This is a genomic window from Lederbergia galactosidilytica (genome assembly GCF_017873565.1).
GTDB lineage: Bacteria > Bacillota > Bacilli > Bacillales > Bacillaceae_C > Lederbergia > Lederbergia galactosidilytica.
Genome location: NZ_JAGGKH010000009.1, coordinates 1 through 22,901, shown reverse-complemented (window position 1 = coordinate 22,901; position 22,901 = coordinate 1). Strand labels below are relative to the sequence as shown.

The following is a 22,901-nucleotide window of genomic DNA, read 5'->3' as shown; positions in this document are numbered from 1 at the left end:
GCATAACATTTTTGCTTCCCAGCCTCTTTTGTTTAATTAAGGCTTCTAAAGTGGGGTTTTTATTAGTAGATGCCTTGTTTTTTTAACTGTTCAAGCGTAAGTGGAACGACTTTATCCTTCATAATAAAGCTAAAGCGAGCTGTATGTAATTGAGATAAAAGCTCATGATCTAGCACGATAGGACCTTTCGTTTCCATATAATCAGCTTTTTCAGCTAAGTCCTGAACTTCCGCGTACATAATCGCTTTGACAAATGAAGCAGAATCAGGGCCTTTCACCTGATATTCACCAAGAAAGTGAATGGTATCAATGATCCCACCTGTTTCCTCCCATACCTCTCTCTTTGCAGCCTCTTCTATCGTTTCACCAGCTTCTCGTTTACCACCTGGAAATTCTAACCCCCGCTTGGTATGATCTGTTAATAACCATTTACCTTGATAACGACAAATCACGAAGACATCTCGCGCTTTCTCGGGAAAAACATCTCGCTGAAAAGTCAATTTAATTTGTGAGCCATTTTGATCGATAAATTCATACATCCATATCCCTCCCTCCTTACTATACTCTCTTCAGGAAGGGAGAGAAACGATTTGCTCATTCACTTGTAAAATTTTCCAGTATCCCGATGCCATCAATATGGTCTTTTGCTTCTTGATCCCCTAGTTCATAAATCATTTGATAAATTTGGATTAAATTTGCATCATACCTATCATTTGTGGGGTCAATATGATATTCTACCCAAGGAACATGTGCACGGGCAAAATCAGCCATACTATTTGTATAATTGGAATCGAATATTTGCCGAAGCTTGCCTATCTCCTGTTCTGTAGCTTGTATTTTAAACTGCCATGGTGAGGCATTAGGAACCGAAAAAATTTCTCCTGCTCCAATAGATATATAATACGTTTGGCGATCCTGTTGATTCACACTCATCTACCTCCAGGTCAATGTAATCCAAAAGTCATCACTTTTGATGTTTATGCATATTTTGTTACACTTCATCTTATTTTATTCTTAAGGATACCTTGTGCTTTTGAGAAGAGATGGTCTTTGTAGAGAAAGTTGATCTAATAATAAAAATATGCGGAGGCAGGATTGTTTTTTCAAAAGTAGGGTAAATAAAAGCAAGGCTAGGGAGGTGCTAAAATGAAACTTGTAGATGAATTATTTGCGATGTATCAAGATAAGATTACAGATGAAGAAGATTTAGATATGATTACATTTGCGGTCCTTGAGCATTATAATAAAAAAGAACTCATGCAGATTGTTCGTGATATGAATGAATTTGAACTACAATATTTTATCCGCATGTATCTTTTGGAGTCACTCAAAGGGAAGATGGAGCAGGCCGAATTTCATGATCAATATCCTCCTAATGATTCAAAATTCTACCACTAATACATATTTGACTGGCTCAATTAGCTGTATACTGAAAGCTGTATGAAACCGCCACTTACCAAATACGAGCGGGTTTCTTGAAACAATAAAAACTTGGTGCCTAAAGCACCAAGTTTTTATTTACCTAGAAAAGCTCTTAACATCCAGTTATGTTTTTCCAAGCTTGTATGAATGGCTAAAAGCATATCTGCTGTGGTCTCATCTCCAGCCTTTTCTGCAATTTCCATCCCTTCGTTTAATTCATCAATGAGAATTGTAAAGTCATCGACAATAGATTGTACCATTCCATTTGCATCTAGTGATTCCTCTACTTCACCAATGCTCGCCATTTGCAAAACATTTTTCAACGTTGCAACGGGTGAACCGCCGATTGCAAGTAATCTTTCTGCAAGCTCATCGATATTTTTATCTGCTTCATTATACAGTTCTTCAAATTTCTCATGGAGAGAAAAGAAATGTGGTCCTTTCACATACCAATGATGATTATGTAATTTCGTGTAAAGCACAGTCCAATTTGCTACCTGTTTATTTACCACTTCAATAACTTGTGTGTTTGTCAATATCATCACTCCCTTTATTACATATATACCCGCTTTTTAGCAGATGAAACATATTTATTTTCCCCTTTTAAAGTTGAATTATTCCTGATATTTTTAAAAATTTAGATGAATGATTGAAATGAGCTTTGATCATTTATAAAATGGATGGGGACAATAACGAGGGGAAGGAATGTCATATGAAAAAGCTATCATTGATTCTTATCAGTTATCTTATTTTATTACTGCTTGTCGGCTGTAGTAACGATTCTAACGAGATCGTCACGTCAGATGCTTCTAACAATGGCGCAGATTTAGATTCTAAAGAAGAAGAGACTAGTGGAACAGATGAGAGAACATCAATAAGTGAGACCGAGGCAGTAGATCTCGATCATCGTAATGAAACATCTGTAGAAGAGAAAAAAGCAACACCGAACGAGGAAGATCCATTGTCAGCTTATTCTGCCGAGGAGATCGAATATGCGCGCGTTTGGTTGCAACTTGGTCCCAATCAAGAGGTGGAGGAATTGAATGTCTACCATTTTCCTGCCGGAGAAGTGCTTAACCCTGACGATGAGACAAGTGCTAACTATCCAGAGGATGTTATTCAATTAGCAGGTGCTCGTTTAGTAGATGGATCTGTTACCTACTCTGGCAATGGGGATGGAACAATTAATGTATACAATGTTCCATTACGTTGGGATGGACAATACCCTGCTGGAGAAGAATTTTATACAAATATAATTAATAATACAGAACTTGTAGCCATCGACCCTAATGATGATAATAAAATTAGGGCATTAATCAAATTGCTCAATTTCCAATCCTAAATTAAGCTCTTACAACAGAAAAGCCTTACACAAAGGAATCCTTTTGATTGAAAAGGATTCTTTTTATTTATCATTTCATACGAAATTTCCTGTTTCTGTTTATAATTATTCCACAAGATGAATAAAAAACCACTTGAAATTCGCCAAAACATGCTATACTATTAACCTAACAATCATTAGGTGGTGAATTTTTTGACTAAAGACAAAATTTTAGCAGCTGCGATTCATCAGTATTCTCTGTTTAATTATCATGGAGCTACGATGCAAAAAATCGCTAAAGAGGTAGGAATTAAGCCAGCTTCTATCTACTTTTTTTACAAAAATAAGGAAGAATTGTTTATTGCCGCTTTTCAAAAGTTATTGCAGTCTCATTTTGAGCAAATGAAAGGAATTTTAGATGCGGCAAAAGATGCTGGCATTCTAGAAATTTTCAATTCTTTGTTAGCTGGAACAGTTGCTTATCATAAGAGTCATATGCAAGAAACAAACGCTTATATTTCACTTGTAGCTTCACCGCCTGCGGAAATGAAACAGTTTCTTCATGAGCATATGAAAACTTTTGATACATGGATGTTGGATTCCTTAGCAGAGCTCGCCAAAAGGGAGCTTCCCCATTTGACTGAAACGGAGGCGAAAATGCTCACAAAGCAATTTGTACTTCTTATGGACGGAATCTTCTGGGAAATCAATCTTTATGATGATGAGACCCTACAGGAACAAATAAAACAAGCGAATGAAATGATGAGAAAACTATTGGAGGGTATACAACATGAATAATGATTACGAAAGACAACCTGTTCCTATAAATGAAAGAAAAAAATGGTATTCCATTAGCCTAGTTTGGATTGCCGTTGGGATCGATCTATCGGCAATGTTATTTGGGGCAGAATTAGGCGCTGGCATGAATTTTCAAGATGCCTTAATTTCAGTTGTTATTGGCTCCGCCATTTTAGGCGTATTAGCAGCCTTTTGTGCCTACGTTGGTGCTGTTACTGGATTATCCACATCGATGATTTCTAAATTTACTTTTGGGGCAAATGGTGCCAAGTTTGTCTCCCTCTTTCTAGCAATCTCTTTATTAGGTTGGTTTGGTGTTCAAACAGGTTTTTTTGCAGAAAATGCCTTTGCGGCCATCAAAGGAGTGGCTGGCTGGGAGATTCCTCTTCCCCTCTTAGCTGGTATTGGCGGGATCTTAATGATGACTACAGCTGTTCTGGGATATCGTGCAATTGAGAAGCTTAGTTCATGGTCTGTACCATTACTGCTAATTTTGGTTGTTTTATCAGTCGTTCTAGCGATTAGAAAATATGGTGCAAGTGAATTATCAGCACCAGTAGAAAATGTCTTTTCAATGGGGATGGCCATTTCTCTTGTTATTAGTGTTTTTGTAGTAGGAGCGGTAATCTCACCTGATGTCTCAAGATGGGCTCGTACAAAAAAAGATGCCATTCTAGCTTCTTTCTTTGGTTTTTTCTTTGGGAACAGTTTTATGATTGTGATTGCAATGATCCTCTCAAGAATTATGGATGAGAGTGATCTAACAACGATTATGATTACAGTCGGATTAGGTATTCCAGGAATCTTAGTATTAATTCTTGCACAATGGACGACCAATACAAATAATGCTTATTCATCTGGATTAAGTTTAGCTGTGATTTTTTCAAAAACGAATAAGGTAGTCTTAACCATCATAGCCGGAGTTATCGGAACTTTACTTGCTGTCTTAGGTATTTATGATTATTTCATAGATTTTCTAACGATTATGACGATGTTTATTGCTCCTATCGGCGGGGTTTATACAGCTTCTTACTATATTGGTGGACAAAAATTATTCAAACAAGAAAACCACCAAGCAGTCAAAATGCTACCCTTACTTGCTTGGGCTTTAGGAACTTTCATCAGCTGGTTGACAATGGAAGGGCCAATTGGCTTAGAACTATTCACTCTAACAACGATTTCTTCAGTTGATAGTTTTCTTATTGCCTTTCTATTCCAAGCTATTTTCTTAATTCTAATGAAACAAAGGAGAGCAATCTAATGAGATGGTTACATGAGAAAGATATTGAAAATATTGCAATAGGTGCCACTGTCCTTGGTACTGGTGGAGGCGGAGATCCTTATATTGGAAAAATGATGGCATTATCCGCAATTAAAAAATTCGGTCCAGTCCAAGTGGTATCGGTCGATGAATTAAATGAAAATGATTGGGTGCTACCGGCTTCTGGAATGGGCTCACCTAGTGTGTTAGTTGAGAAAATCCCTTCTTTTGAGCAATTATCAGCACCATTACAGGCCTATGAAAAGGCTTGTGGCAAAAAAACAGATGTTGTGATGCCGATTGAAGTAGGTGGAGTTAATTCTTTAATTCCTGTCGCTGTTGCGGCAATGAATCGAATCCCGATTTTAGATGGAGATGCTATGGGACGAGCTTTTCCAGAAGCACAGATGGTCACTTTCCACCTAGATGGATTAAAGCCAAAAATCGTCACAATTGGAGATGAACAAGGCAATACTGTCACAATTGAGCCAATCGATGGATTTTGGAGTGAAAAATTAGCTCGTAATATTACTATTTCCATGGGTGGTTCTTCCATTGTTTGTGATTATGGGATCACTGGGGAACAAGCGCAGAAAAGCGTGATCCCTGGCACACTCACACTGGCACAGGAAATCGGTGCTTTATTATCACAAACCCGAACAGCTTCCACTCATCCAATTGAACAAATGCTGAGATTATTGAAGGGGTATCGGCTTTTTAAAGGAAAAGCGACTCACATCGAAAGAGGCATTCAAGGTGGCTTTACCCGCGGGATTGCCCAGTTTGCTGGAACAGATGATTTTTCTCAACAGGCTTGCACCTTACATTTCCAAAATGAGCATTTACTAGCAGAACTAAACGGAAAACCGATCGCGATGACTCCTGATTTAATCGCCGTCTTAGATGAAGAGACTGGTATGCCAATCACAACAGAGGGTCTAAAATACGGAGCTAGAGTTGTCGTTGTCGCATTCCCTGCTCATGAAAAATGGCGCAGTCCAATTGGAATTGAAACAGCGGGTCCTCATTATTTTCAGTACCCATATGATTATCAGCCATTAGAATCATTAGTGAAGGAGCATGCAAACAAATGATTAGACTCGGAATTGATGTTGGTGGAACGAATACAGATGGTGTTCTTTTAAACACAGATAATAAAGTATTAGGCAGTGCGAAACACGCGACAACTGCTGATATTTTTACAGGAATAGAAAAGACGATTGATGCCTTACTAACAGAAACAAAGATCGAGGGAAAAGAAATTCAAGTTGCAACACTAGGCACAACTCATTGCACCAATGCGATTGTTGAAAGAAAGGCGTTAAATAAAGTAGGCATTATTCGCTTATGCTTACCTTCTGGGACAACCGTTCCTCCTTTGATCGGCTGGCCGGAGGATTTAGTTGAGAACCTACAAGTAACGACAGTGCTTGTTCATGGTGGGTATGAATATGATGGTACCCCCATTGCGGCTCTTCAATATGAGGAACTTGAACAAGCTGTCCAACAATTTCGTGGAAACGTTGATTCCATTGCCATATCTGGTGTCTTCTCCCCTGTTTTAAATGAACAGGAAAAGGAAGTCGCTGCATTTTTAGAAAAAAAATTACCAGGTATTCCATTGTCACTATCAAGTGAAATTGGTTCGATTGGTTTAATTGAACGCGAAAATGCGACAATTTTAAATGCAGCTTTAATGAACACAATTAAGCATGTCACATTAGGCTTTCAACAAGCATTACAAGATAAAGATATTCATGCACAGATTTATTTGGGGCAAAATGATGGAACCTTAATGACGCATGAGTTTGCCCAAAAGTATCCAATTTTCACGATTGCTTGTGGACCGACAAACTCGATTCGTGGTGCCGCTCATCTCTCGCAAGAGCCGAATGCCATTGTCGTCGATATTGGCGGGACAACGACCGATATTGGTGTGCTAAGTAATAGCTTTCCAAGACAAACATCACTCGCGGTGGAAGTCGGAGGTGTTCGCACCAATTATCGGATGCCGGATATTTATTCGATCGGTCTAGGTGGTGGTACTCGGATTCATTTTAAAGATGGTGCTTGGAAAATTGGCCCTGATAGTGTCGGCCATCAATTAACCGAAAAAGCGATTGTCTTTGGAGGCGAAGAATTAACGGCAACAGATGTAGCGATTGGTGCCGGCATTATGACGATTGATGGAACAAAACGCGAACGACTTGATTCTTATCCAATTGATGCGATTTATCCTAATCTTGTCGAGATGGTGGAACAAGCGATTGATCGAATGAAAACAAGTGCAGAAGCTTTACCAGTCGTTTTAGTTGGTGGTGGCGCGTCTTTAATGCCCAAAGATTTACAAGGAGCCAGTCGGGTCATTCGTCCAGCCCATGCCGGTGTCGCCAATGCGATTGGCGCGGCCCTTGGAGATATCAGCGGCACCGTTGAACGGATTTATACATTAGACAATCAATCCCATCAAGAAGCCATTGAAGAAGCTAAGGCGGAGGCGATCGAAACCGCGATTGAGGCAGGAGCCAATCCAGATAAAATTGACATCATTCAATTAGAAGACTTTCCCCTTGCCTACATGCCCGGCAATGCGATCCTCGTTAGGGTGAAAGCGGCGGGGCCATTGAAATTGTAAAAATAGAGCTTAAGACCAGTGGGCTGTACTTTTATCTCCATATGGTCTTAAGCTCTTGTTTTTTCCAGGGGAATTACAGCTCCTCATTACTTTATAGCGGATCATTCCTGGGTATTGCGTGACTTCCTTACTGCATTGCGCTTCTTTCCTGGGGATTGCGCGACTTCCTTACTGCATTGCGCCTCTTTCCCGGCTATTGCGCGACTTCCTTACTGCATTGCGCCTCTTTCCTGGGGATTGCGCGACTTCCTTACTGCATTGCGCGTCTTTCCTGGGGATTGCGCGACTTCCTTACTGCATTGCGCGTCTTTCCCGGGGATTGCGCGACTTCCTTACTGCTTTGCGCTTCTTTCCCGGCTATTGCACGACTTCCTTACTGCTTTGCGCGTCTTTCCTGGGGATTGCGCGACTTCCTTACTGCATTGCGCCTAGGAATATCGATTAATTCACATAAAGGCATGATTTGTATATTTAAATGCGCTTTGGTAATTTGCCCCAAGACATGTTTAACTGGTTGCCATGCAAGTAATTTTCGCTGATCCATTTTTCTCTCTGCTTTTAGTAAATTGTAGAAATCGCCTTCTTCTTAAATCATATGTTAAACTAATATTAAAACAGTATCTCAGAAAGAAGAAGACTATATGTTAAAATCAATCTTTTTACATCTTATCCGGTTTTATCGCAAGTTTATTTCACCTTTAAAGCCCCCAACCTGCCGTTTTTATCCCACTTGCTCGCAATATGGGTTAGAAGCGATCCAACGTTTTGGAGCGATTCGTGGTGGCTGGCTCACGATTAAACGGATTGGAAAATGTCATCCTTTTCATCCAGGTGGAATGGATCCTGTCCCGGATAAAATAGATAAAGTAAAGCACCAGCATTCTGAATGAGACTCAAGAAAAAGGCTGGATTTATTCGTTCTTGCCCAAAAATTCCCTTCATGAACTTTCAAAAACATATTGCCTTTTTCGTAAAAATCAGCTATGCTATTCTTCGTACCTTAAATCGTAACCGTTCTTATTAAGGTGAGAGGAGGAAGAAATGAAGACAAACAAATATATTTATTTAGTCCTATTCACTATTTTTATTTTACTATTAGGGGCTTGCGGAAATGAACAACAGAAAAATAAAGATGGCAAATTAACCATTTATACAACGGTTTATCCGTTAAAATATTTTACAGAAAGAATTGGTGGCGAACAGGTTTCTGTGCATTCCATTTATCCTCCAGGCTCTGATGAACATACGTTTGAGCCTTCCCAAAAAGATATGATGAAGCTAGCAGATGCCGACTTATTTTTTTATATTGGCCATGGCTTGGAAGGTTTTGCGCAAAAAGCGGAGAACACATTAAAAAATGAAGATGTCCATATTGCTGCCATTGGAGAAAAAATTGATGTTGATCATAAGGACCATACTGAACAGGATGATGAAGATGAACATCATCATGGGGATGTGAATCCGCATTTGTGGATTGATCCAGTTTACGCAAAAGAATTGGCCGAACAAATTTTACAGCAATTAACGGAAGTAGATCCCGGCCATCAAGCGGAGTATGAAGAAAACTTTCAAGCTTTAGCCACTGACTTAGAGCAGCTTGACCAAGATTTTGCTTCGATGGCAAAGCAAGCAAAACGAAAACAATTTGTTGTCGCACATAAAGCTTATAGTTATTGGGAAAGTCGCTACGGACTTGAACAAATTGCAATTGCCGGTATTTCTTCTACAGAAGAACCTTCACAAAAGAAACTACAAGCAATCGTCGATACAATAAATGAAGAAAAGGTCCCTTATATTTTTGCTGAGCAAAATATAAATTCCGATCTTGCTGAAATTATCCAAAAGGAAACCGGGACTGAACTGCTGCCTATTCATAATTTAGCTGTATTGACAGAAGATGATCTCAAAAATGATGAAACATATTTTACTTTAATGGAGAAAAATTTAACAAACTTAGAAAAAGCTTTGAACCAATAAATGTTTCTCTTAAGGATCAAAGGCTAAATAAGCGACATCCTGCCGCAACGCCTTTGTGACCCACATCGTGTGGGCCTAAAATTACCATTATTGGAAAGCTGAAAATCAATGTAGTGCTGATCGCATTTATGTCGTTAGTCAACACGGTAAAAAAGCAGCATCTGAAGAAGAAACAGATTGTCAGACATTTAAGAAGAGATAAGAAGCAACGGCTTAAGTCCTTGCCCTCCAACCCGAGCAAAGAAACTTTTGCTCGGGTTTTTACTTGATCATTTCTTTATGTACACATACTTCGTCAAATCGACGTTCATTTATGGAAAAACCAAGCCCTGGCACAGTGGGAACAGAGATTTTTCCTTGCTCCATTTCAATCGCGGGCGTGATAATATCTTCTTGCCAATAGTGGGTGGAAGATGAGAGATCGCCTGGGAGAGTGAAGCCTGGAAGAGAAGCTAAAGCTAAGTTATAAGCTTTCGAAATACCAAATTCAATCATGCCTCCACACCAGGCTTGGAGCTGATGTTCTTGGCAAAGGTCATGAATTTGTTTGGCAATCGCGAGTCCCCCAACACGGCCGATTTTGATATTAATAATTTGGCAACTGCCTAGTTGAATCGCACTTTTCGCATCATGAACATTTGTAATGCTTTCATCTAAGCAAATTGGCGTGTTGATTTGCTTTTGTAAAATAGCGTGTTCAACGATATCTGTTGTTCCAAGGGGTTGCTCAATCATGAGCAGTTCAAATTCATCCAATGCACGGAGTTGGTCAATATCCTCCAATGTATAAGCGGAATTAGCATCAACCATTAAAGGAGTTTTTGGGTACTCCTTTCTGATCGCCTGGATAAATTGGCGGTCATTGGCTGGACTAATCTTTAATTTCATGCGTTCAAACCCTTGTTCAGTAAACTGCTCAATCTGTTTTAGAGCCTCTGTGACATCCTGTGTAGCCACAACCGCTCCAGCCCGCACTTCATTACGCGTCCCGCCAAGTATCCTAGAAAGAGACTGCCCTTGTTTTTTGGCGTACAAATCCCATAATGCTGTTTCAACTCCACTTTTGGCCATTGGATTTCCCCTTAGGCTGGAAAATTCACAAGCAAATTCCCGTGGATGAGCAAACTTTTTTTTCAGGACCATTGGTAAAATAAAATCTTTTTGTATATGATAAGCAGTTTTCACTGTTTCTTCGGTATACCAAGGTGAAGAAAACGCAACTGTTTCTCCATAACCAACCTCACCTTCACGATCCCATAATTCTATCATGATCGCTTCCCGCTCGCGCACTACTCCCAAATGGGTGGAAAAAGGCTTTTTTAATGGGATGGAGACAATAGAGACCTGTGCTTTTTCTATATCGATCATGAATGTTTCTCCTCTTCTAGAAATTCTAATAGCTTGCGCCGCAATAATTTATTGGAGGCATTCCTTGGTAAAGTTTCAACTTTCATTATTTTTTTCGGAACTTTATATGCCGCTAGGTGAGTACGACAAAATTGAATGAGCTCTGCCTCTGAAATAGGCTTTCTCATAACGACAAAAGCATAAGGCACTTGTCCCCAGATTTCATCTTTTCCCCCTGTAACACCAGCCTCCCTAACGGCGTCATGTCCTATAAGCACTTCCTCAATTTCAGCTGGATAAATATTTTCTCCCCCCGAAATAATTAAATCTGAGCGCCGGTCTAATACATATAAAAACCCTTCTTCATCAAGATAACCGATATCCCCTGTTTTGAACCAGCCTTGTTCGAAAGAGGTTTGATTGGCTTCAGGCCGAGCCAGATATCCACTGGTAATATTCGGACCTTTTAATTGAATCTCCCCAGGTTCTTCCGCCTTGGCTTCTTGTCCATTTTGATCTATAATCCGTATTTGCGCTGGAAACAGTGCCTTCCCTGCTGAACCTAATTTTTTAAAAGCATCCTCTGGACTTAAGGTCGCAATTTGTGATGATGTTTCTGTCATGCCATACGATTGAAACACAGGAATCTCCTTTTCAACACAGCGCTCCAAAAGTGGCAATGGGGCCGGTCCTCCCCCGAGTAACATACAGCGAAAATGAGTATGATAGGTGTTTGTGCCGAGTGTCTCAAGCATGCGGCTTAGCATAGCGGTAACAACGGACATAATCGTCACTTGCCCTGATTGAAGCAGAGTATTGGCTTTTTCCTCATCAAATTGTTCCATTAAATAAACAGGCATCCCATAAATAACACTTCTCATTAAAATAGAAAGACCACTAATATGAAAAAGTGGAACAGCACAAAGCCATGAATCATTGGATTGCAGGCCTAGATTAAGGGAGGAACCGATGGCGCTCCACCAATGATTTCCATAGGTTTGCTGAACTCCTTTTGGCTTGCCTGTCGTACCTGAGGTATACATAATCGAGCAAATTGCTGCTAGATCATACTCAGCTCTGCTTTTTAGTTGCTGATTGGGGAATTCTTCATATTGGGTAGTTGAATATATCCGAAGTTGAGGATTTTCAGCGTAGAGTTCATTCGCAATCTCTGCCAAAGTCACATCATAAAAAAGCAGTTCCACTTGACTATCCCGCAATTGAAACCCTAATTCGGCTGGTGTTAAACGGTGATTTAAAAAGACCGTTTCAATTTCCAGCTGCTGAAGGGCATGAATCAACCACACCATTTTTGGATGGTTTTTCATTAAAATCGCGACACGGCGATCCTGTTTTTTTAAACATGTCATCAGCTTTTCTTGTAAATCTTGGACGATTTCCTGCATTTCTCGAAAGGTCCATACTTGATCCTCAAATATTAATGCGGATTTATTGGGGCTAATATGACTTCGTTGTAAAAGCCAATTAGGGATCCTCTCTCCCATTGTTTTCACTCACTTTCTGTAAAAAATCTTGGATTGCTTTTTCATAACGACTATAATGGGGGATTTCCTGTTTTTTAATGATAAGTATTGCTTTCTAAGACATAGCCTCGTTTTTACCGGAACATCATAGATCTTCTTTGAATTTCTCTCCTTGTGTTCAGATTATACAAGGTTTCTATGAATCCCATGGATTTTTCCTATTGGTTTCGCGTACATACAAAGACTCTATGTTCCCTTTTCGGAGTCTTCCCACTGGTTTCGCGTACATACAAAAACTCTATGTTCCCTTTTCGGAGTCTTCCCACTGGTTTCGCGTACATACAAAGACTCTATGTTCCCTTTTCGGAGTCTTCCCACCAGTTTCGCGTACATACAAGGGCTCTATGTTCCCTTTTCGGAGTCTTCTCACCAGTTTCGCGTACATACAAGGGCTCTATGTTCCCTTTTCGGAGTCTTCTCACTGGTTTCGCGTACATACAAAGACTCTATGTTCCCTTTTCGGAGTCTTCCCACCAGTTTCGCGTACATACAAGGGCTCTATGTTCCCTTTTCGGAGTCTTCTCACCAGTTTCGCGTACATACAAGGGCTCTATGTTCCCTTTTCGGAGTCTTCTCACCAGTTTCGCGTACATACAAGGACTCTATGTTCCCTTTTCGGAGTCTTCCCACCAGTTTCGCGTACATACAAGGACTCTATGCTCCCTTTTCGGAGTCTTCCCACCTTCATGATTTCGGGTTCATAAAATGGCTCTTAAGATCTTTTTGGACTTTTTCACTTAGTTTTGAGCTCTAAGAATTGTCCACGAACCTCGGCATGGTAATAAATGATAAGAATGGGCTATGATAGTTTCAAACTGTATCCCTATTATATAGTCTTTTTTCTTAAAGAAAGACTTGGTGGCATGCCACCAAGTCTGATTACAACGATTAAGGAAAACGTGGGAATTGATCAAAGTCTGGTTTACGTTTTTCTTTAAAAGCATCGCGACCTTCTTTAGCTTCATCTGTTGTGTAATAAAGCAAAGTAGCGTCTCCAGCTAGTTGTTGGAGACCCGCTAAACCGTCGGTGTCAGCATTGAATGCTGCTTTTAGGAAACGTAAAGCAGTTGGGCTTTTCTCAAGCATTTCTTCGCACCATTTCACCGTTTCTGCCTCTAATTGATCAAGTGGTACTACTGTATTAACTAAGCCCATATCTAGTGCTTCTTGTGCATTGTATTGGCGGCAAAGGAACCATATTTCTTTCGCTTTCTTATGTCCAACGATGCGAGCTAAATAGCCTGAGCCATATCCAGCATCAAAACTTCCCACATTTGGACCAGTTTGGCCAAACACAGCGTTATCAGCAGCGATCGTTAGGTCACAAACAACATGAAGAACATGTCCGCCACCAATTGCATAGCCGGCAACCATGGCAACGACTGGTTTTGGAATTACACGAATAAGTCTTTGGAGATCAAGAACATTTAAGCGGGGAATATTATCTCCACCTACATAACCACCATGTCCTCGTACTTTCTGATCTCCACCTGAGCAGAACGCTTTCTCCCCTGCTCCTGTTAAGATAATCACACCAACTTCTTTGTCATCACGGGCATAGGCAAAAGCATCCATAAGTTCTGACACGGTTTCCGGCCTGAATGCATTATGTACATGAGGTCGATTGATCGTAATTTTAGCAATGCCATTATATGTTTCATATAAAATATCTTCATATTCTTTTTTGCTTGTCCATTGAATCGTCATCTTCTAAACTCCCTTCAAGATTTAATAGAAACTCTTTTACTATTGTACCAAAACTTTTTAAATCCTCCACATGAATTGCATGGCCAGCATGTGGGACTTCCGTCATTTTCGCATTTGGGACTACTTTTATCATATCTTTCGCAATCCGGAAAAACTTCGGATCCTTGCCTCCACAGATCAATTGCACAGGTATCATCAAAGTGTTTAAATTGGGCCACCATGAAGGTTGTCGCCCTGTCCCCATCCCTCGTAGGCTGCAAGCAAGCCCCAATGAATTTTGTTGCAAGCGTTGCTCGCGAATTTTTTCCTGAATAGCTTTTGGTAAATTTTTCTGTGTCGAAAATAGAGGGATATTCTGCCAATAATCGACAAATGGCTTAATACCTTTTTTTTCAATCATTTGCGCTAATTCTTCATCTTGATAAATTCGGGCGTCTCTTTCTTCTTGTGAGGCTAATCCTGGTGATGCACTTTCTAGAATTAGACTTATTACTTTCTCAGGAAAAAGAATCGCGAAAGTCAACGCTAATCTTCCTCCCATTGAATAGCCGAGCAAATGAACTTTTTCCAGCTTTAACTCCGTTAAAATAGTTGCTAGATCATTCGCTATTTGTTTTATCTCATAACGATCGCAATGAATGGGGGCACTTGTTTTTCCATGACCTAGTAGATCAAGGCTGAGTATCGTATAATGATCTTGCATCCATTCAGCAAAATCACTCCAAGTTGAATGATCCCCCGTAAAGCCATGTAAAACTAATAGAGGTGGCCCACTCCCTTGGATCTTATAGAAATAATCTACACCATTCACATGTATCATCATTTTTCTACACCATGTAAGAAAGTCGTTATTTCCCGGGAAACTTGATCCCACATTTTCCGATGAGAAGTCAGATTTTTCGCCCTATCTGTCGGAATTTCAATGACATTTAAGCCTTGATGCTGCGCTGCTGATTGAATTGCATCAGAAAAATGATCCCAATCTGTAATTTTCGTATATTGACCATTATATAATTGAACAGCATGGTGAAAATCCAAGCCTGTTGGTGTACCAAATAAAACTTCAAAATGCTGCTTTGACTCGGCCTGTGGTAAATAGGAGAAAATCCCTCCCCCATCATTATTTACGATAATAATCGTGATATTTAATTCATACAATTTTGCTGCTAGCAACCCATTCATATCATGGAAAAAGGATAGATCACCAATTAATAAAAATAATGGTTGTTGATAGACAGAAGCCCCTAATGCTGTAGATACAACGCCATCAATTCCATTGGCGCCCCGATTGGCCATGACGGTAATGTCGCGATTATTTTTATGGAAAAAGCTGTCTACATCACGAATCGGCATACTATTCCCGACAAAAATCGCGCTTTCCTTTGGTAGTAATGGGAAGAGCTCATAGAAGACTTTCCCTTCCTCCAATTCCTGTTCAGCTGACATATGATCCTTAATCGCCATTTTCGCCAAGTGGTCTATCTGCTGCCAGTGTGATAACCATTTATTATTTTCATTTTTCATTACATATTTCGTCATTTGTTGACAAAATGCCGTCTCATCCATTTGAATCATTTTCGTACCAAGCTGATAAGGATCTCTCCACCCTGCCTGTCCATCCACAACAAAATGTGGGATCCCCCGGTGTTTTTTCGTAAAGAGTGATAGTGGTTTCGATACAGGCATGGCTCCAAAACGTAAAATAAAATCCGGTTGAAATTTCTCTAACACACTCTCCGTTTTCAAAATCGCATCATAACTGTCAATGATCAGCGAGTTGTCTAATCGAAGCTGGGACAATGGGTCTGCTAGAATCGGGTACGCTAATTTTTCGGCCAACTCGATGACTGCATTAGAAAAGAGAGGTTCGTCCATTGGTCCACAAATAATTAATCCTTGTTGAGACTGGTTGATGTCTTTGGCTATTCTCTCAATTGTCACCTCTGGCACTACTAATTCTCCCTCTACAACTTCGTAGTCTACTTGCTCCTCTGAGAATGGGTAAGGATCAAGCGCTGGAAGCAAGGGCTCACGGAGAGGGAAATTCACATGTACAGGCCCTGAAACAGGGCTCTTACATTCTTTTACAGCACGATGAGCAACCATTTTTGAATAGGTAAGTTGTTCCTTACTATTTTCAGGCAATGCCATCTCAGCGAACCATTTCACATGTTGACCGTATAAATGAAGTTGATTAATCGCTTGTGGTGCACCGACCTCTCTCAATTCATGTGGACGATCTGCCGTTAACACAAGGAGTGGTACTCTCGACAGGTTCGCTTCAACAACAGCTGGAAAGTAATTAGCTGCTGCGGTTCCTGATGTACATAATAAGACAACAGGCGACTTTGATGCTTTGGCAAGACCAAGCGCAAAGAAGCCAGCTGAGCGTTCATCAATATTTATATATGTGTTAAGCTCCTGATGCTCTACCATTAACAGAGCAAGTGGAGTAGAGCGAGAGCCAGGACTAATCACTACATCCCTGACGCCTGTTTGAAAAAGTCCAGTAATAAAAGCAGCTAAATACTCAGTTAAAGCTTGTTGATGTGTATTCATAAGCTCTCCTTTCCAAAGGCACGTAACATTGGTTGGAATTTAATCCGTGTTTCAATAAGTTCTTTATCCGCAATGGAGTCAGATACTAGGCCACAGCCCGCATATAAAAAGGCTGAGCTCCCTTTTGTAAGACTAGAACGAATTCCGACGATAAATTCGCCATTTCCACGATAGTCTGTCCAACCGATCGGACTTCCATAAAAACCGCGATCCATGTTTTCCTTATCACGAATCATCTTCATGGCAGGTCTTGTAGGTACCCCACCTAATGCAGGAGTAGGGTGTAGGGATTGAACCATCGCAAAAATGGAACTTTCTTTTTTTGCTCTTCCTTCTACAGGAGTGTATAAATGTTGAATATAAGGCTTTTTCATTAAGTTAGGTTGATTCGGAATGAGCAACTCTTCACAAAAAGGCCGTAACGCATCCTCAATCATCGAAACTACTAACCCATGTTCAAAAAGGTTTTTTGAATCATGCAATAGGTCATTTCCTAATTTCTTGTCCTCTTGTTCACTTTTCCCCCGGGCAATTGATCCTGCTAAACAAGTTGATAAAACTCGTTGATTCACTTTTTCAACTAATCGCTCTGGGGAGGCACCGAGAAAACAGCTATCTTCCGCTTCCATAGAAAATACATAACTACTTGGTTGCTCAGATAATAGCTGATCGATAATCGTCTCTGATTGTAATGGTTCTGCAAAATCGAGCTGTAATTTTCTAGCCAATACGACCTTTTGCATATCCGTATTTTGCAATTCATCGACAACCTCTTCAACACTTTGGAGCCATCCTTCTACATCATATTCTTTCTGGGTTAACAGTTTTGGAAAAGGATTAGGCTTTCCTTTCATTTGTTTGACCCATTGTTTTAGGAATTCTCCCTCACGCTGGTCTAGTGCGCCAAATTGATTCATTGTTAGGAAGTATTGTTCGTCCAAACAAGTGATCATCATTTCAGGCAAATAGAACAAAGAATCACCAAAGCTGGACCATTCATCGGCAGGTATCTGATCGATATCAAAAGAAAAACCACCAAATAATAATGGTCCCGTTCCAGGAATGTCGTATTTATTCTCAATATGGGCATCTTGCAATAATTTGTCCCATTGTTGTTGAATATGTTCAAATCTCCTCTCAGGAGATTTACTTGTAAAAGTTGCCGCAATGCCGCTTCCAACTATCCTGAATGACCCATCAGAATTTTTCCAATAAAATCTCTGTCCTGTTGAAGAAGTGCGTTGGGACTGATAAAAAACAAAAAGATCACATGGATCCATTGGTATTGTATAACTAAAAAGTTTGCCCCGTTCGTTTGTTGCAGATTGTTCACGGCGATTTGGGGATAATATTGTCTTCAAATCAATCTCTCCTAAAGCTACATTCTAATATCTGTATTCTTCTTTATTATATATGAAGTATGGTGTTAAATGTAGTGTTCATGCTTAGGAAATCATTTCCCTACAATATTTAATCGGAAAGGATTGACACTTTGTGACACTTTTCATAAACTTTATAAGAGGTGCTTATAAAGGCGAAGATGTGTAGTATAGCGTATTAGCCTTTGACCCTAATAATTATTAGTTATCATTTATTTATTTTTCCATAAGTTCATTATATTATCGTTTATTAGAGGAGAGACATTTCTATGAAAGCACAGACTAGTTCTGTTATACAAGCAGATAAAGGCTGGAGAATTTGGTGGCAACTTGCACGACCACATACCTTAACAGCAGCATTTGTTCCAGTATTTCTTGGAACAGCTTTAGCGGCAAAAGACCATGCCGTCCATATTCCCTTATTTCTAGCTATGATGATCGCAAGTCTATTAATTCAAGCTGCTACTAATATGTTTAATGAGTATTTTGATTTTGCTAGAGGACTTGATCATGAGGAATCCGTCGGAATCGGAGGAGCTATTGTTCGAAATGGCGTAAAGCCTAAAACCGTTTTAAATTTAGCTTTTATCCTTTTTGGTATTGCACTCCTGTTAGGTGTCTATATTTCCTTAAGCACGAGTTTATGGATTGCTGTAATCGGCTTTGTGTGTATGCTTGTCGGATATTTCTATACAGGCGGTCCACGTCCAATTGCCTACAGTCCTTTTGGTGAGTTCATGTCAGGATTTTTTATGGGTTTTGTCATTATTCAAATCGCTTATTTTATCCAAATGGCAACAATTTCCCAACAAAGCGTCCTCATTTCCATACCAATTTCAGTACTGATTGGAAGTATTATGCTTTCCAATAATATTCGCGACTTAGATGATGATAAAGAAAGTGGCCGAAGAACGATCGCAATTCTTATAGGTAGAAACAATGCCATTAAATTACTAGCTACTATGTTTGCTTTTTCTTATGTTTGGATCATTTTTATGACAATCTTTACTGAAGCACCTTATTGGTTATTTATTACCTTTTTAAGCCTTCCAAAAGCCATTGAAGCTGTAAAAGGATTTATGGGAAAAACAGAACCATTAGAAATGATGCCAGCAATGGTCGCTACAGCGAAAACCAATACCTTTTATGGACTCTTAATGTCTGTTGGACTGATTATAAGTTTCTTTATCTAAATTATAGGTGTAGACAAAATTAGAAATAGTTTTGTCTACACTTATTTTTATGCCTTTAAATTTTTTTTGTATAAATGGCTATGTTGAAAAGATTTTTTTAAGGGACTTATTATTCATGGTTAGAGTATTTATGTTTATTATCTTTTTAATAAAGGAAAATAATAAGGAATGATTAAAGTTAGAGTATCCTGATTAGCATTTTAAAAAGTGTTTATACTACATTTGAAGACTTGAAAGGGATGTGCCGTGATGATTAAAAAAGAGCAAATGGCAAATTTAAAAGAAGAACTATTGGAACAGAAGAAACGGCTGGAAATTACAGATGATGAAGATAGCTTTCGGAATCGAAGTGCCCACGAAAATATTGGAGAACTTTCTCTTTACGATAATCACCCTGCAGATGCAGGAACAGGTTTTTATGAAAGAGAAAAAGATATGGCTTTATCTGTACATGCTCAGGATGAGTTAGGTAAGGTCGAGCATGCCTTACAAGCGATGGAAAAAGGAACTTATGGGCAATGTGAAGTATGTGGGGAAGACATTCCTTACGAGCGTCTAGAGGCGCTTCCTTCCACTACCTTTTGTATTGAGCATTCGCCAGAACAAAGAGTACCTGGTGACCGTCCCGTTGAAGAAGATGTCTTAGAGCCTGCCCATGATAATTCTTTTTCCTATCGATTAAGGAGTCCTGTAAAAGATTATGAAGATAGCTTTGAAGAAGTAGCAAAGTTTGGAACATCGGAAACTCCTTCAGATTTTGTTGGTGACTATGACGATTATAACGAGCTTTATCAAGATGAAAGTAAAGATGGAACCCAGGAAGAATATGAAACCTTTAGTGTGACAGATATTAGTGGAGATCATAGGAGTACTCTACAAATAGATGAGAAGGAAGAATATGAAGAGAGATTAGATGATACTGGAATGGAGTCTCCCTTAGGAGATATCCCCTATAAAGAAAAAGACAGCTATCTTGATGATGATGATTCAGATTGAGAACGGTTTGTATGAAATATTTTCATTAATGGCAATAAAAAAGGTAACAACTTTTTAAAATAAGTTGTTACCTTTTTAGGATGACCCCTACGGGATTCGAACCCGTGTTACCGCCGTGAAAGGGCGGTGTCTTAACCGCTTGACCAAGGGGCCTTGCAATTATGTAATGGCGGAGAAGGAGGGATTTGAACCCTCGCGCCGCTTACGCGACCTATGCCCTTAGCAGGGGCACCTCTTCAGCCTCTTGAGTACTTCCCCGTAAAACTTTTAATAAAGCAATATCACTTTCATTATCCGGAGAAAATATTAGGTATAACTCCGCAGGTAGGATTCGAACCTACGACCGATCGGTTAACAGCCGATAGCTCTACCACTGAGCTACTGCGGAATGGTGGGCCTAAGTGGACTCGAACCACCGACCTCACGCTTATCAGGCGTGCGCTCTAACCAGCTGAGCTATAGGCCCTTAGTAGAAAATGGAGCGGGTGATGGGAATCGAACCCACGACAACAGCTTGGAAGGCTGTAGTTTTACCACTAAACTACACCCGCAAAACAATATAATATGGGGCGACTAGTGGGAATCGAACCCACGAGTGTCGGAGCCACAATCCGATGCGTTAACCACTTCGCCATAGCCGCCATACCGCATCGTTTTAAAAATGGTGGCTCAGGACGGAATCGAACCGCCGACACAAGGATTTTCAGTCCTTTGCTCTACCGACTGAGCTACTGAGCCTTAAGTTACGGTTTACGCTAAGCTTCGAATCTTTTCGTTCGCTTTCTCGAACTTCTCGCTTATCCTAAACCTTTCATTCAACAATAAGTTTATGTAATGAAAATGGCGGTCCGGACGGGACTCGAACCCGCGACCTCCTGCGTGACAGGCAGGCATTCTAACCAACTGAACTACCGGACCATGATTGCGGGGGCAGGATTTGAACCTGCGACCTTCGGGTTATGAGCCCGACGAGCTGCCAGACTGCTCCACCCCGCGACGATTAAATGTATATGGCGGAGGAAGAGGGATTCGAACCCCCGCGCGGTATGACCCGCCTGTCGGTTTTCAAGACCGATCCCTTCAGCCAGACTTGGGTATTCCTCCAGGAATAAAAACATGGTGGACCTTGTAGGACTCGAACCTACGACCGGACGGTTATGAGCCGTCTGCTCTAACCAGCTGAGCTAAAGGTCCCTTGTTGATAGCGGCGGAGGGGATCGAACCCCCGACCTCACGGGTATGAACCGTACGCTCTAGCCAGCTGAGCTACACCGCCATATGGTTGTTTTCACATTAATGGTGGAGCCTAGCGGGATCGAACCGCTGACCTCCTGCGTGCAAGGCAGGCGCTCTCCCAGCTGAGCTAAGGCCCCATAAAAGAATAATCGGGAAGACAGGATTCGAACCTGCGACCCCTTGGTCCCAAACCAAGTGCTCTACCAAGCTGAGCTACTTCCCGTTTTAATGTGAGAAATAGAATGTTGGATGTTATAAATTTGGTAAACCATTATTATTCCAAATTCTACTTTTTTAGAATTGGCGCGCCCGAGAGGAGTCGAACCCCTAACCTCTTGATCCGTAGTCAAACGCTCTATCCAATTGAGCTACGGGCGCTAAAAATGCCGAGAACCGGAATCGAACCGGTACGGTAGTCACCTACCGCAGGATTTTAAGTCCTGTGCGTCTGCCTGTTCCGCCACCCCGGCATAATCTGGAGCGGAAGACGGGATTCGAACCCGCGACCCCCACCTTGGCAAGGTGGTGTTCTACCACTGAACTACTTCCGCAGATTTGGGTGTTTGTAAAATGTTTTGAGTGCGGGTGAAGGGAGTCGAACCCCCACGCCTTGCGGCACTAGATCCTAAGTCTAGCGTGTCTGCCAATTCCACCACACCCGCTCGATGAATTGGGATAACAATTAAATGGTGAGCCATGCAGGATTCGAACCTGCGACCCTCTGATTAAAAGTCAGATGCTCTACCGACTGAGCTAATGGCTCGTCCATGGTGCCGGCCAGAGGACTTGAACCCCCAACCTACTGATTACAAGTCAGTTGCTCTACCAATTGAGCTAGGCCGGCATAATATTGATTAATGGTGGAGGATGACGGGTTCGAACCGCCGACCCTCTGCTTGTAAGGCAGATGCTCTCCCAGCTGAGCTAATCCTCCATTATTGCCTGGCAACGTCCTGCTCTCACAAGGGGAAGCCCCTTATTACCATCGGCGCTGAAGAGCTTAACTGCCGTGTTCGGGATGGGAACGGGTGTGACCTCTTCGCTATTGCCACCAGACTATATTTGTATTCCTTATACTATCTTCTGTATCAAAAACATTTTAAAAATGTTTTACCGGAAATTCTTTCCTTATCAATCGACATTATATATTATAATGTATTTTTATGTAGAAAGCAAGAGTTTTTTAAAAATTATTCTCTCAAAACCAGATAAAGAAGAAGACATAGAGAAGCTACACTTTTGAATCTAGCTCCGGTGCCTAGCGACTAGTAAATTTACGGTTTCTTCCTACGATAAGTCAACATCGATTCACGCTACGGGCTCATCGTGTTTCCTTTATCTCGTCAGAAGCCTTTAAATTTATACGTCGCTAAACAGGCACCTACGCTTTTTATTTGATTAAGTCCTTGACCGATTAGTATCCGTCAGCTACATGTGTCACCACACTTCTACCTCGGACCTATCAACCTGATCATCTTTCAGGGGTCTTAGGCTATAAAGCCAGGGAAATCTCATCTTGAGGGGGG

The 22,901-nt window shown here is 40.7% G+C and carries 19 protein-coding genes, 21 tRNA genes, 2 rRNA genes and 1 pseudogene; 11 read left to right on the top strand and 32 right to left on the bottom strand.

Going from position 1 to position 22,901, the window contains the following annotated elements:
* Positions 1–62: 62 nt before the first annotated feature.
* Positions 63–539 carry an RNA deprotection pyrophosphohydrolase gene (ytkD, locus tag J2Z23_RS10860; protein WP_057982185.1) on the bottom strand — a complete coding sequence of 159 codons (477 nt, stop codon included), beginning with the start codon at positions 537–539 and terminating at the stop codon, positions 63–65.
* 55 nt (positions 540–594) lie between these two features.
* The gene (locus tag J2Z23_RS10855; RefSeq protein ID WP_057982187.1) at positions 595–927 is read right to left on the bottom strand and encodes a hypothetical protein; all 333 of its coding nucleotides are present in this window, start codon (positions 925–927) and stop codon (positions 595–597) included.
* A 219-nt stretch (positions 928–1,146) separates the two neighbouring features.
* Between J2Z23_RS10855 and J2Z23_RS10850 the strand changes: the two genes are divergently transcribed.
* On the top strand, positions 1,147–1,398 hold the full coding sequence (locus J2Z23_RS10850) for a DUF6154 family protein (RefSeq protein ID WP_057982189.1): 252 nt from the start codon (positions 1,147–1,149) through the stop codon (positions 1,396–1,398).
* Between the two features lie 116 nt (positions 1,399–1,514).
* Here the strand turns inward: J2Z23_RS10850 and J2Z23_RS10845 are convergent, their stop codons facing one another.
* A complete protein-coding gene (locus J2Z23_RS10845) occupies positions 1,515–1,964 on the bottom strand; it encodes a Dps family protein (RefSeq protein ID WP_057982190.1) in 450 nt (149 codons plus the stop codon).
* Positions 1,965–2,134: 170 nt separating this feature from the next.
* Between J2Z23_RS10845 and J2Z23_RS10840 the strand changes: the two genes are divergently transcribed.
* From J2Z23_RS10840 to J2Z23_RS10805, 8 genes and pseudogenes are all read left to right on the top strand, one after another.
* A complete protein-coding gene (locus J2Z23_RS10840) occupies positions 2,135–2,764 on the top strand; it encodes a hypothetical protein (RefSeq protein WP_057982192.1) in 630 nt (209 codons plus the stop codon).
* 192 nt (positions 2,765–2,956) lie between these two features.
* Positions 2,957–3,541 (top strand): TetR/AcrR family transcriptional regulator, encoded by a 585-nt coding sequence (locus tag J2Z23_RS10835; RefSeq protein ID WP_057982195.1) that lies wholly within the window; start codon positions 2,957–2,959, stop codon positions 3,539–3,541.
* The gene (locus tag J2Z23_RS10830) at positions 3,534–4,802 is read left to right on the top strand and encodes a cytosine permease (RefSeq protein WP_057982197.1); all 1,269 of its coding nucleotides are present in this window, start codon (positions 3,534–3,536) and stop codon (positions 4,800–4,802) included. The genes J2Z23_RS10835 and J2Z23_RS10830 overlap by 8 nt, the downstream gene beginning before the upstream one ends.
* Complete coding sequence (locus J2Z23_RS10825; RefSeq protein ID WP_057982199.1) at positions 4,802–5,896, top strand: DUF917 domain-containing protein; 1,095 nt, start codon at positions 4,802–4,804, stop codon at positions 5,894–5,896. Before J2Z23_RS10830 ends, J2Z23_RS10825 begins: the two co-directional genes overlap by 1 nt.
* Entirely contained in the window at positions 5,893–7,437 is a 1,545-nt protein-coding gene (locus J2Z23_RS10820; protein WP_057982202.1) for a hydantoinase/oxoprolinase N-terminal domain-containing protein, read from the top strand. The genes J2Z23_RS10825 and J2Z23_RS10820 overlap by 4 nt, the downstream gene beginning before the upstream one ends.
* A gap of 641 nt (positions 7,438–8,078) precedes the next feature.
* On the top strand, positions 8,079–8,327 hold the full coding sequence (yidD, locus tag J2Z23_RS10815) for a membrane protein insertion efficiency factor YidD (RefSeq protein WP_057982204.1): 249 nt from the start codon (positions 8,079–8,081) through the stop codon (positions 8,325–8,327).
* A gap of 151 nt (positions 8,328–8,478) precedes the next feature.
* The gene (locus tag J2Z23_RS10810) at positions 8,479–9,414 is read left to right on the top strand and encodes a metal ABC transporter solute-binding protein, Zn/Mn family (protein ID WP_057982206.1); all 936 of its coding nucleotides are present in this window, start codon (positions 8,479–8,481) and stop codon (positions 9,412–9,414) included.
* Between the two features lie 97 nt (positions 9,415–9,511).
* A pseudogene (locus tag J2Z23_RS10805) lies at positions 9,512–9,616 on the top strand (DUF1540 domain-containing protein); the annotation flags it as partial.
* A gap of 59 nt (positions 9,617–9,675) precedes the next feature.
* Here the strand turns inward: J2Z23_RS10805 and menC are convergent.
* The 6 genes from menC to J2Z23_RS10775 all read right to left on the bottom strand — a co-directional run bounded on the left by menC (position 9,676) and on the right by J2Z23_RS10775 (position 17,932).
* A complete protein-coding gene (menC, locus tag J2Z23_RS10800; RefSeq protein ID WP_057982208.1) occupies positions 9,676–10,782 on the bottom strand; it encodes an o-succinylbenzoate synthase in 1,107 nt (368 codons plus the stop codon).
* Positions 10,779–12,266: an o-succinylbenzoate--CoA ligase gene (locus J2Z23_RS10795; protein ID WP_057982210.1), complete on the bottom strand. Its 1,488-nt coding sequence runs from the start codon at positions 12,264–12,266 to the stop codon at positions 10,779–10,781. The genes menC and J2Z23_RS10795 overlap by 4 nt, the downstream gene beginning before the upstream one ends.
* Positions 12,267–13,193: 927 nt before the next feature.
* Positions 13,194–14,012, bottom strand: a complete 819-nt coding sequence (gene menB, locus J2Z23_RS10790; RefSeq protein WP_057982211.1) for a 1,4-dihydroxy-2-naphthoyl-CoA synthase — start codon at positions 14,010–14,012, stop codon at positions 13,194–13,196.
* Positions 13,978–14,835 carry a 2-succinyl-6-hydroxy-2,4-cyclohexadiene-1-carboxylate synthase gene (menH, locus tag J2Z23_RS10785; RefSeq protein WP_057982213.1) on the bottom strand — a complete coding sequence of 286 codons (858 nt, stop codon included), beginning with the start codon at positions 14,833–14,835 and terminating at the stop codon, positions 13,978–13,980. The genes menB and menH overlap by 35 nt, the downstream gene beginning before the upstream one ends.
* Positions 14,832–16,571, bottom strand: coding sequence for a 2-succinyl-5-enolpyruvyl-6-hydroxy-3-cyclohexene-1-carboxylic-acid synthase (gene menD / locus J2Z23_RS10780; RefSeq protein WP_209973928.1), 1,740 nt, complete (start codon positions 16,569–16,571; stop codon positions 14,832–14,834). Before menD ends, menH begins: the two co-directional genes overlap by 4 nt.
* A complete protein-coding gene (locus J2Z23_RS10775; RefSeq protein ID WP_057982217.1) occupies positions 16,568–17,932 on the bottom strand; it encodes an isochorismate synthase in 1,365 nt (454 codons plus the stop codon). The genes menD and J2Z23_RS10775 overlap by 4 nt, the downstream gene beginning before the upstream one ends.
* 287 nt (positions 17,933–18,219) lie before the next feature.
* Here J2Z23_RS10775 and J2Z23_RS10770 point away from each other — a divergent pair, with 287 nt between their 5' ends.
* Positions 18,220–19,143: a 1,4-dihydroxy-2-naphthoate polyprenyltransferase gene (locus tag J2Z23_RS10770; RefSeq protein ID WP_057982219.1), complete on the top strand. Its 924-nt coding sequence runs from the start codon at positions 18,220–18,222 to the stop codon at positions 19,141–19,143.
* A gap of 249 nt (positions 19,144–19,392) precedes the next feature.
* On the top strand, positions 19,393–20,139 hold the full coding sequence (locus J2Z23_RS10765) for a TraR/DksA C4-type zinc finger protein (RefSeq protein WP_057982222.1): 747 nt from the start codon (positions 19,393–19,395) through the stop codon (positions 20,137–20,139).
* An 81-nt stretch (positions 20,140–20,220) separates the two neighbouring features.
* On the opposite strand, the gene J2Z23_RS10760 is transcribed toward J2Z23_RS10765, so the two are convergent.
* The 23 genes from J2Z23_RS10760 to J2Z23_RS10650 all read right to left on the bottom strand — a co-directional run.
* Positions 20,221–20,292: transfer RNA gene (locus tag J2Z23_RS10760), tRNA-Glu, on the bottom strand.
* Positions 20,293–20,306: 14 nt separating this feature from the next.
* A tRNA-Ser gene (locus J2Z23_RS10755) sits at positions 20,307–20,397 on the bottom strand.
* 58 nt (positions 20,398–20,455) lie between these two features.
* Positions 20,456–20,527, bottom strand: a tRNA-Asn gene (locus J2Z23_RS10750).
* 1 nt (position 20,528) lies between these two features.
* Positions 20,529–20,605, bottom strand: a tRNA-Ile gene (locus tag J2Z23_RS10745).
* Positions 20,606–20,616: 11 nt separating this feature from the next.
* Positions 20,617–20,690: transfer RNA gene (locus J2Z23_RS10740), tRNA-Gly, on the bottom strand.
* Between the two features lie 14 nt (positions 20,691–20,704).
* Positions 20,705–20,780, bottom strand: a tRNA-His gene (locus J2Z23_RS10735).
* A 21-nt stretch (positions 20,781–20,801) separates the two neighbouring features.
* Positions 20,802–20,877 (bottom strand) — tRNA-Phe (locus J2Z23_RS10730).
* Positions 20,878–20,980: 103 nt separating this feature from the next.
* Positions 20,981–21,057, bottom strand: a tRNA-Asp gene (locus tag J2Z23_RS10725).
* A 4-nt stretch (positions 21,058–21,061) separates the two neighbouring features.
* A tRNA-Met gene (locus tag J2Z23_RS10720) sits at positions 21,062–21,135 on the bottom strand.
* 15 nt (positions 21,136–21,150) lie between these two features.
* Positions 21,151–21,243: transfer RNA gene (locus J2Z23_RS10715), tRNA-Ser, on the bottom strand.
* Positions 21,244–21,256: 13 nt separating this feature from the next.
* Positions 21,257–21,333, bottom strand: a tRNA-Ile gene (locus J2Z23_RS10710).
* An 8-nt stretch (positions 21,334–21,341) separates the two neighbouring features.
* Positions 21,342–21,415, bottom strand: a tRNA-Met gene (locus J2Z23_RS10705).
* Between the two features lie 21 nt (positions 21,416–21,436).
* Positions 21,437–21,512 (bottom strand) — tRNA-Ala (locus tag J2Z23_RS10700).
* Between the two features lie 12 nt (positions 21,513–21,524).
* Positions 21,525–21,598 (bottom strand) — tRNA-Pro (locus J2Z23_RS10695).
* A gap of 78 nt (positions 21,599–21,676) precedes the next feature.
* Positions 21,677–21,753: transfer RNA gene (locus J2Z23_RS10690), tRNA-Arg, on the bottom strand.
* 6 nt (positions 21,754–21,759) lie between these two features.
* A tRNA-Leu gene (locus J2Z23_RS10685) sits at positions 21,760–21,845 on the bottom strand.
* A 6-nt stretch (positions 21,846–21,851) separates the two neighbouring features.
* Positions 21,852–21,926 (bottom strand) — tRNA-Gly (locus tag J2Z23_RS10680).
* 29 nt (positions 21,927–21,955) lie between these two features.
* A tRNA-Leu gene (locus tag J2Z23_RS10675) sits at positions 21,956–22,037 on the bottom strand.
* A gap of 25 nt (positions 22,038–22,062) precedes the next feature.
* A tRNA-Lys gene (locus J2Z23_RS10670) sits at positions 22,063–22,138 on the bottom strand.
* 5 nt (positions 22,139–22,143) lie between these two features.
* Positions 22,144–22,219, bottom strand: a tRNA-Thr gene (locus tag J2Z23_RS10665).
* A 14-nt stretch (positions 22,220–22,233) separates the two neighbouring features.
* A tRNA-Val gene (locus J2Z23_RS10660) sits at positions 22,234–22,309 on the bottom strand.
* Positions 22,310–22,315: 6 nt separating this feature from the next.
* Positions 22,316–22,431, bottom strand: a 5S ribosomal RNA gene (gene rrf / locus J2Z23_RS10655).
* A gap of 338 nt (positions 22,432–22,769) precedes the next feature.
* Positions 22,770–22,901 (bottom strand): 23S ribosomal RNA (locus J2Z23_RS10650); the annotation flags it as partial.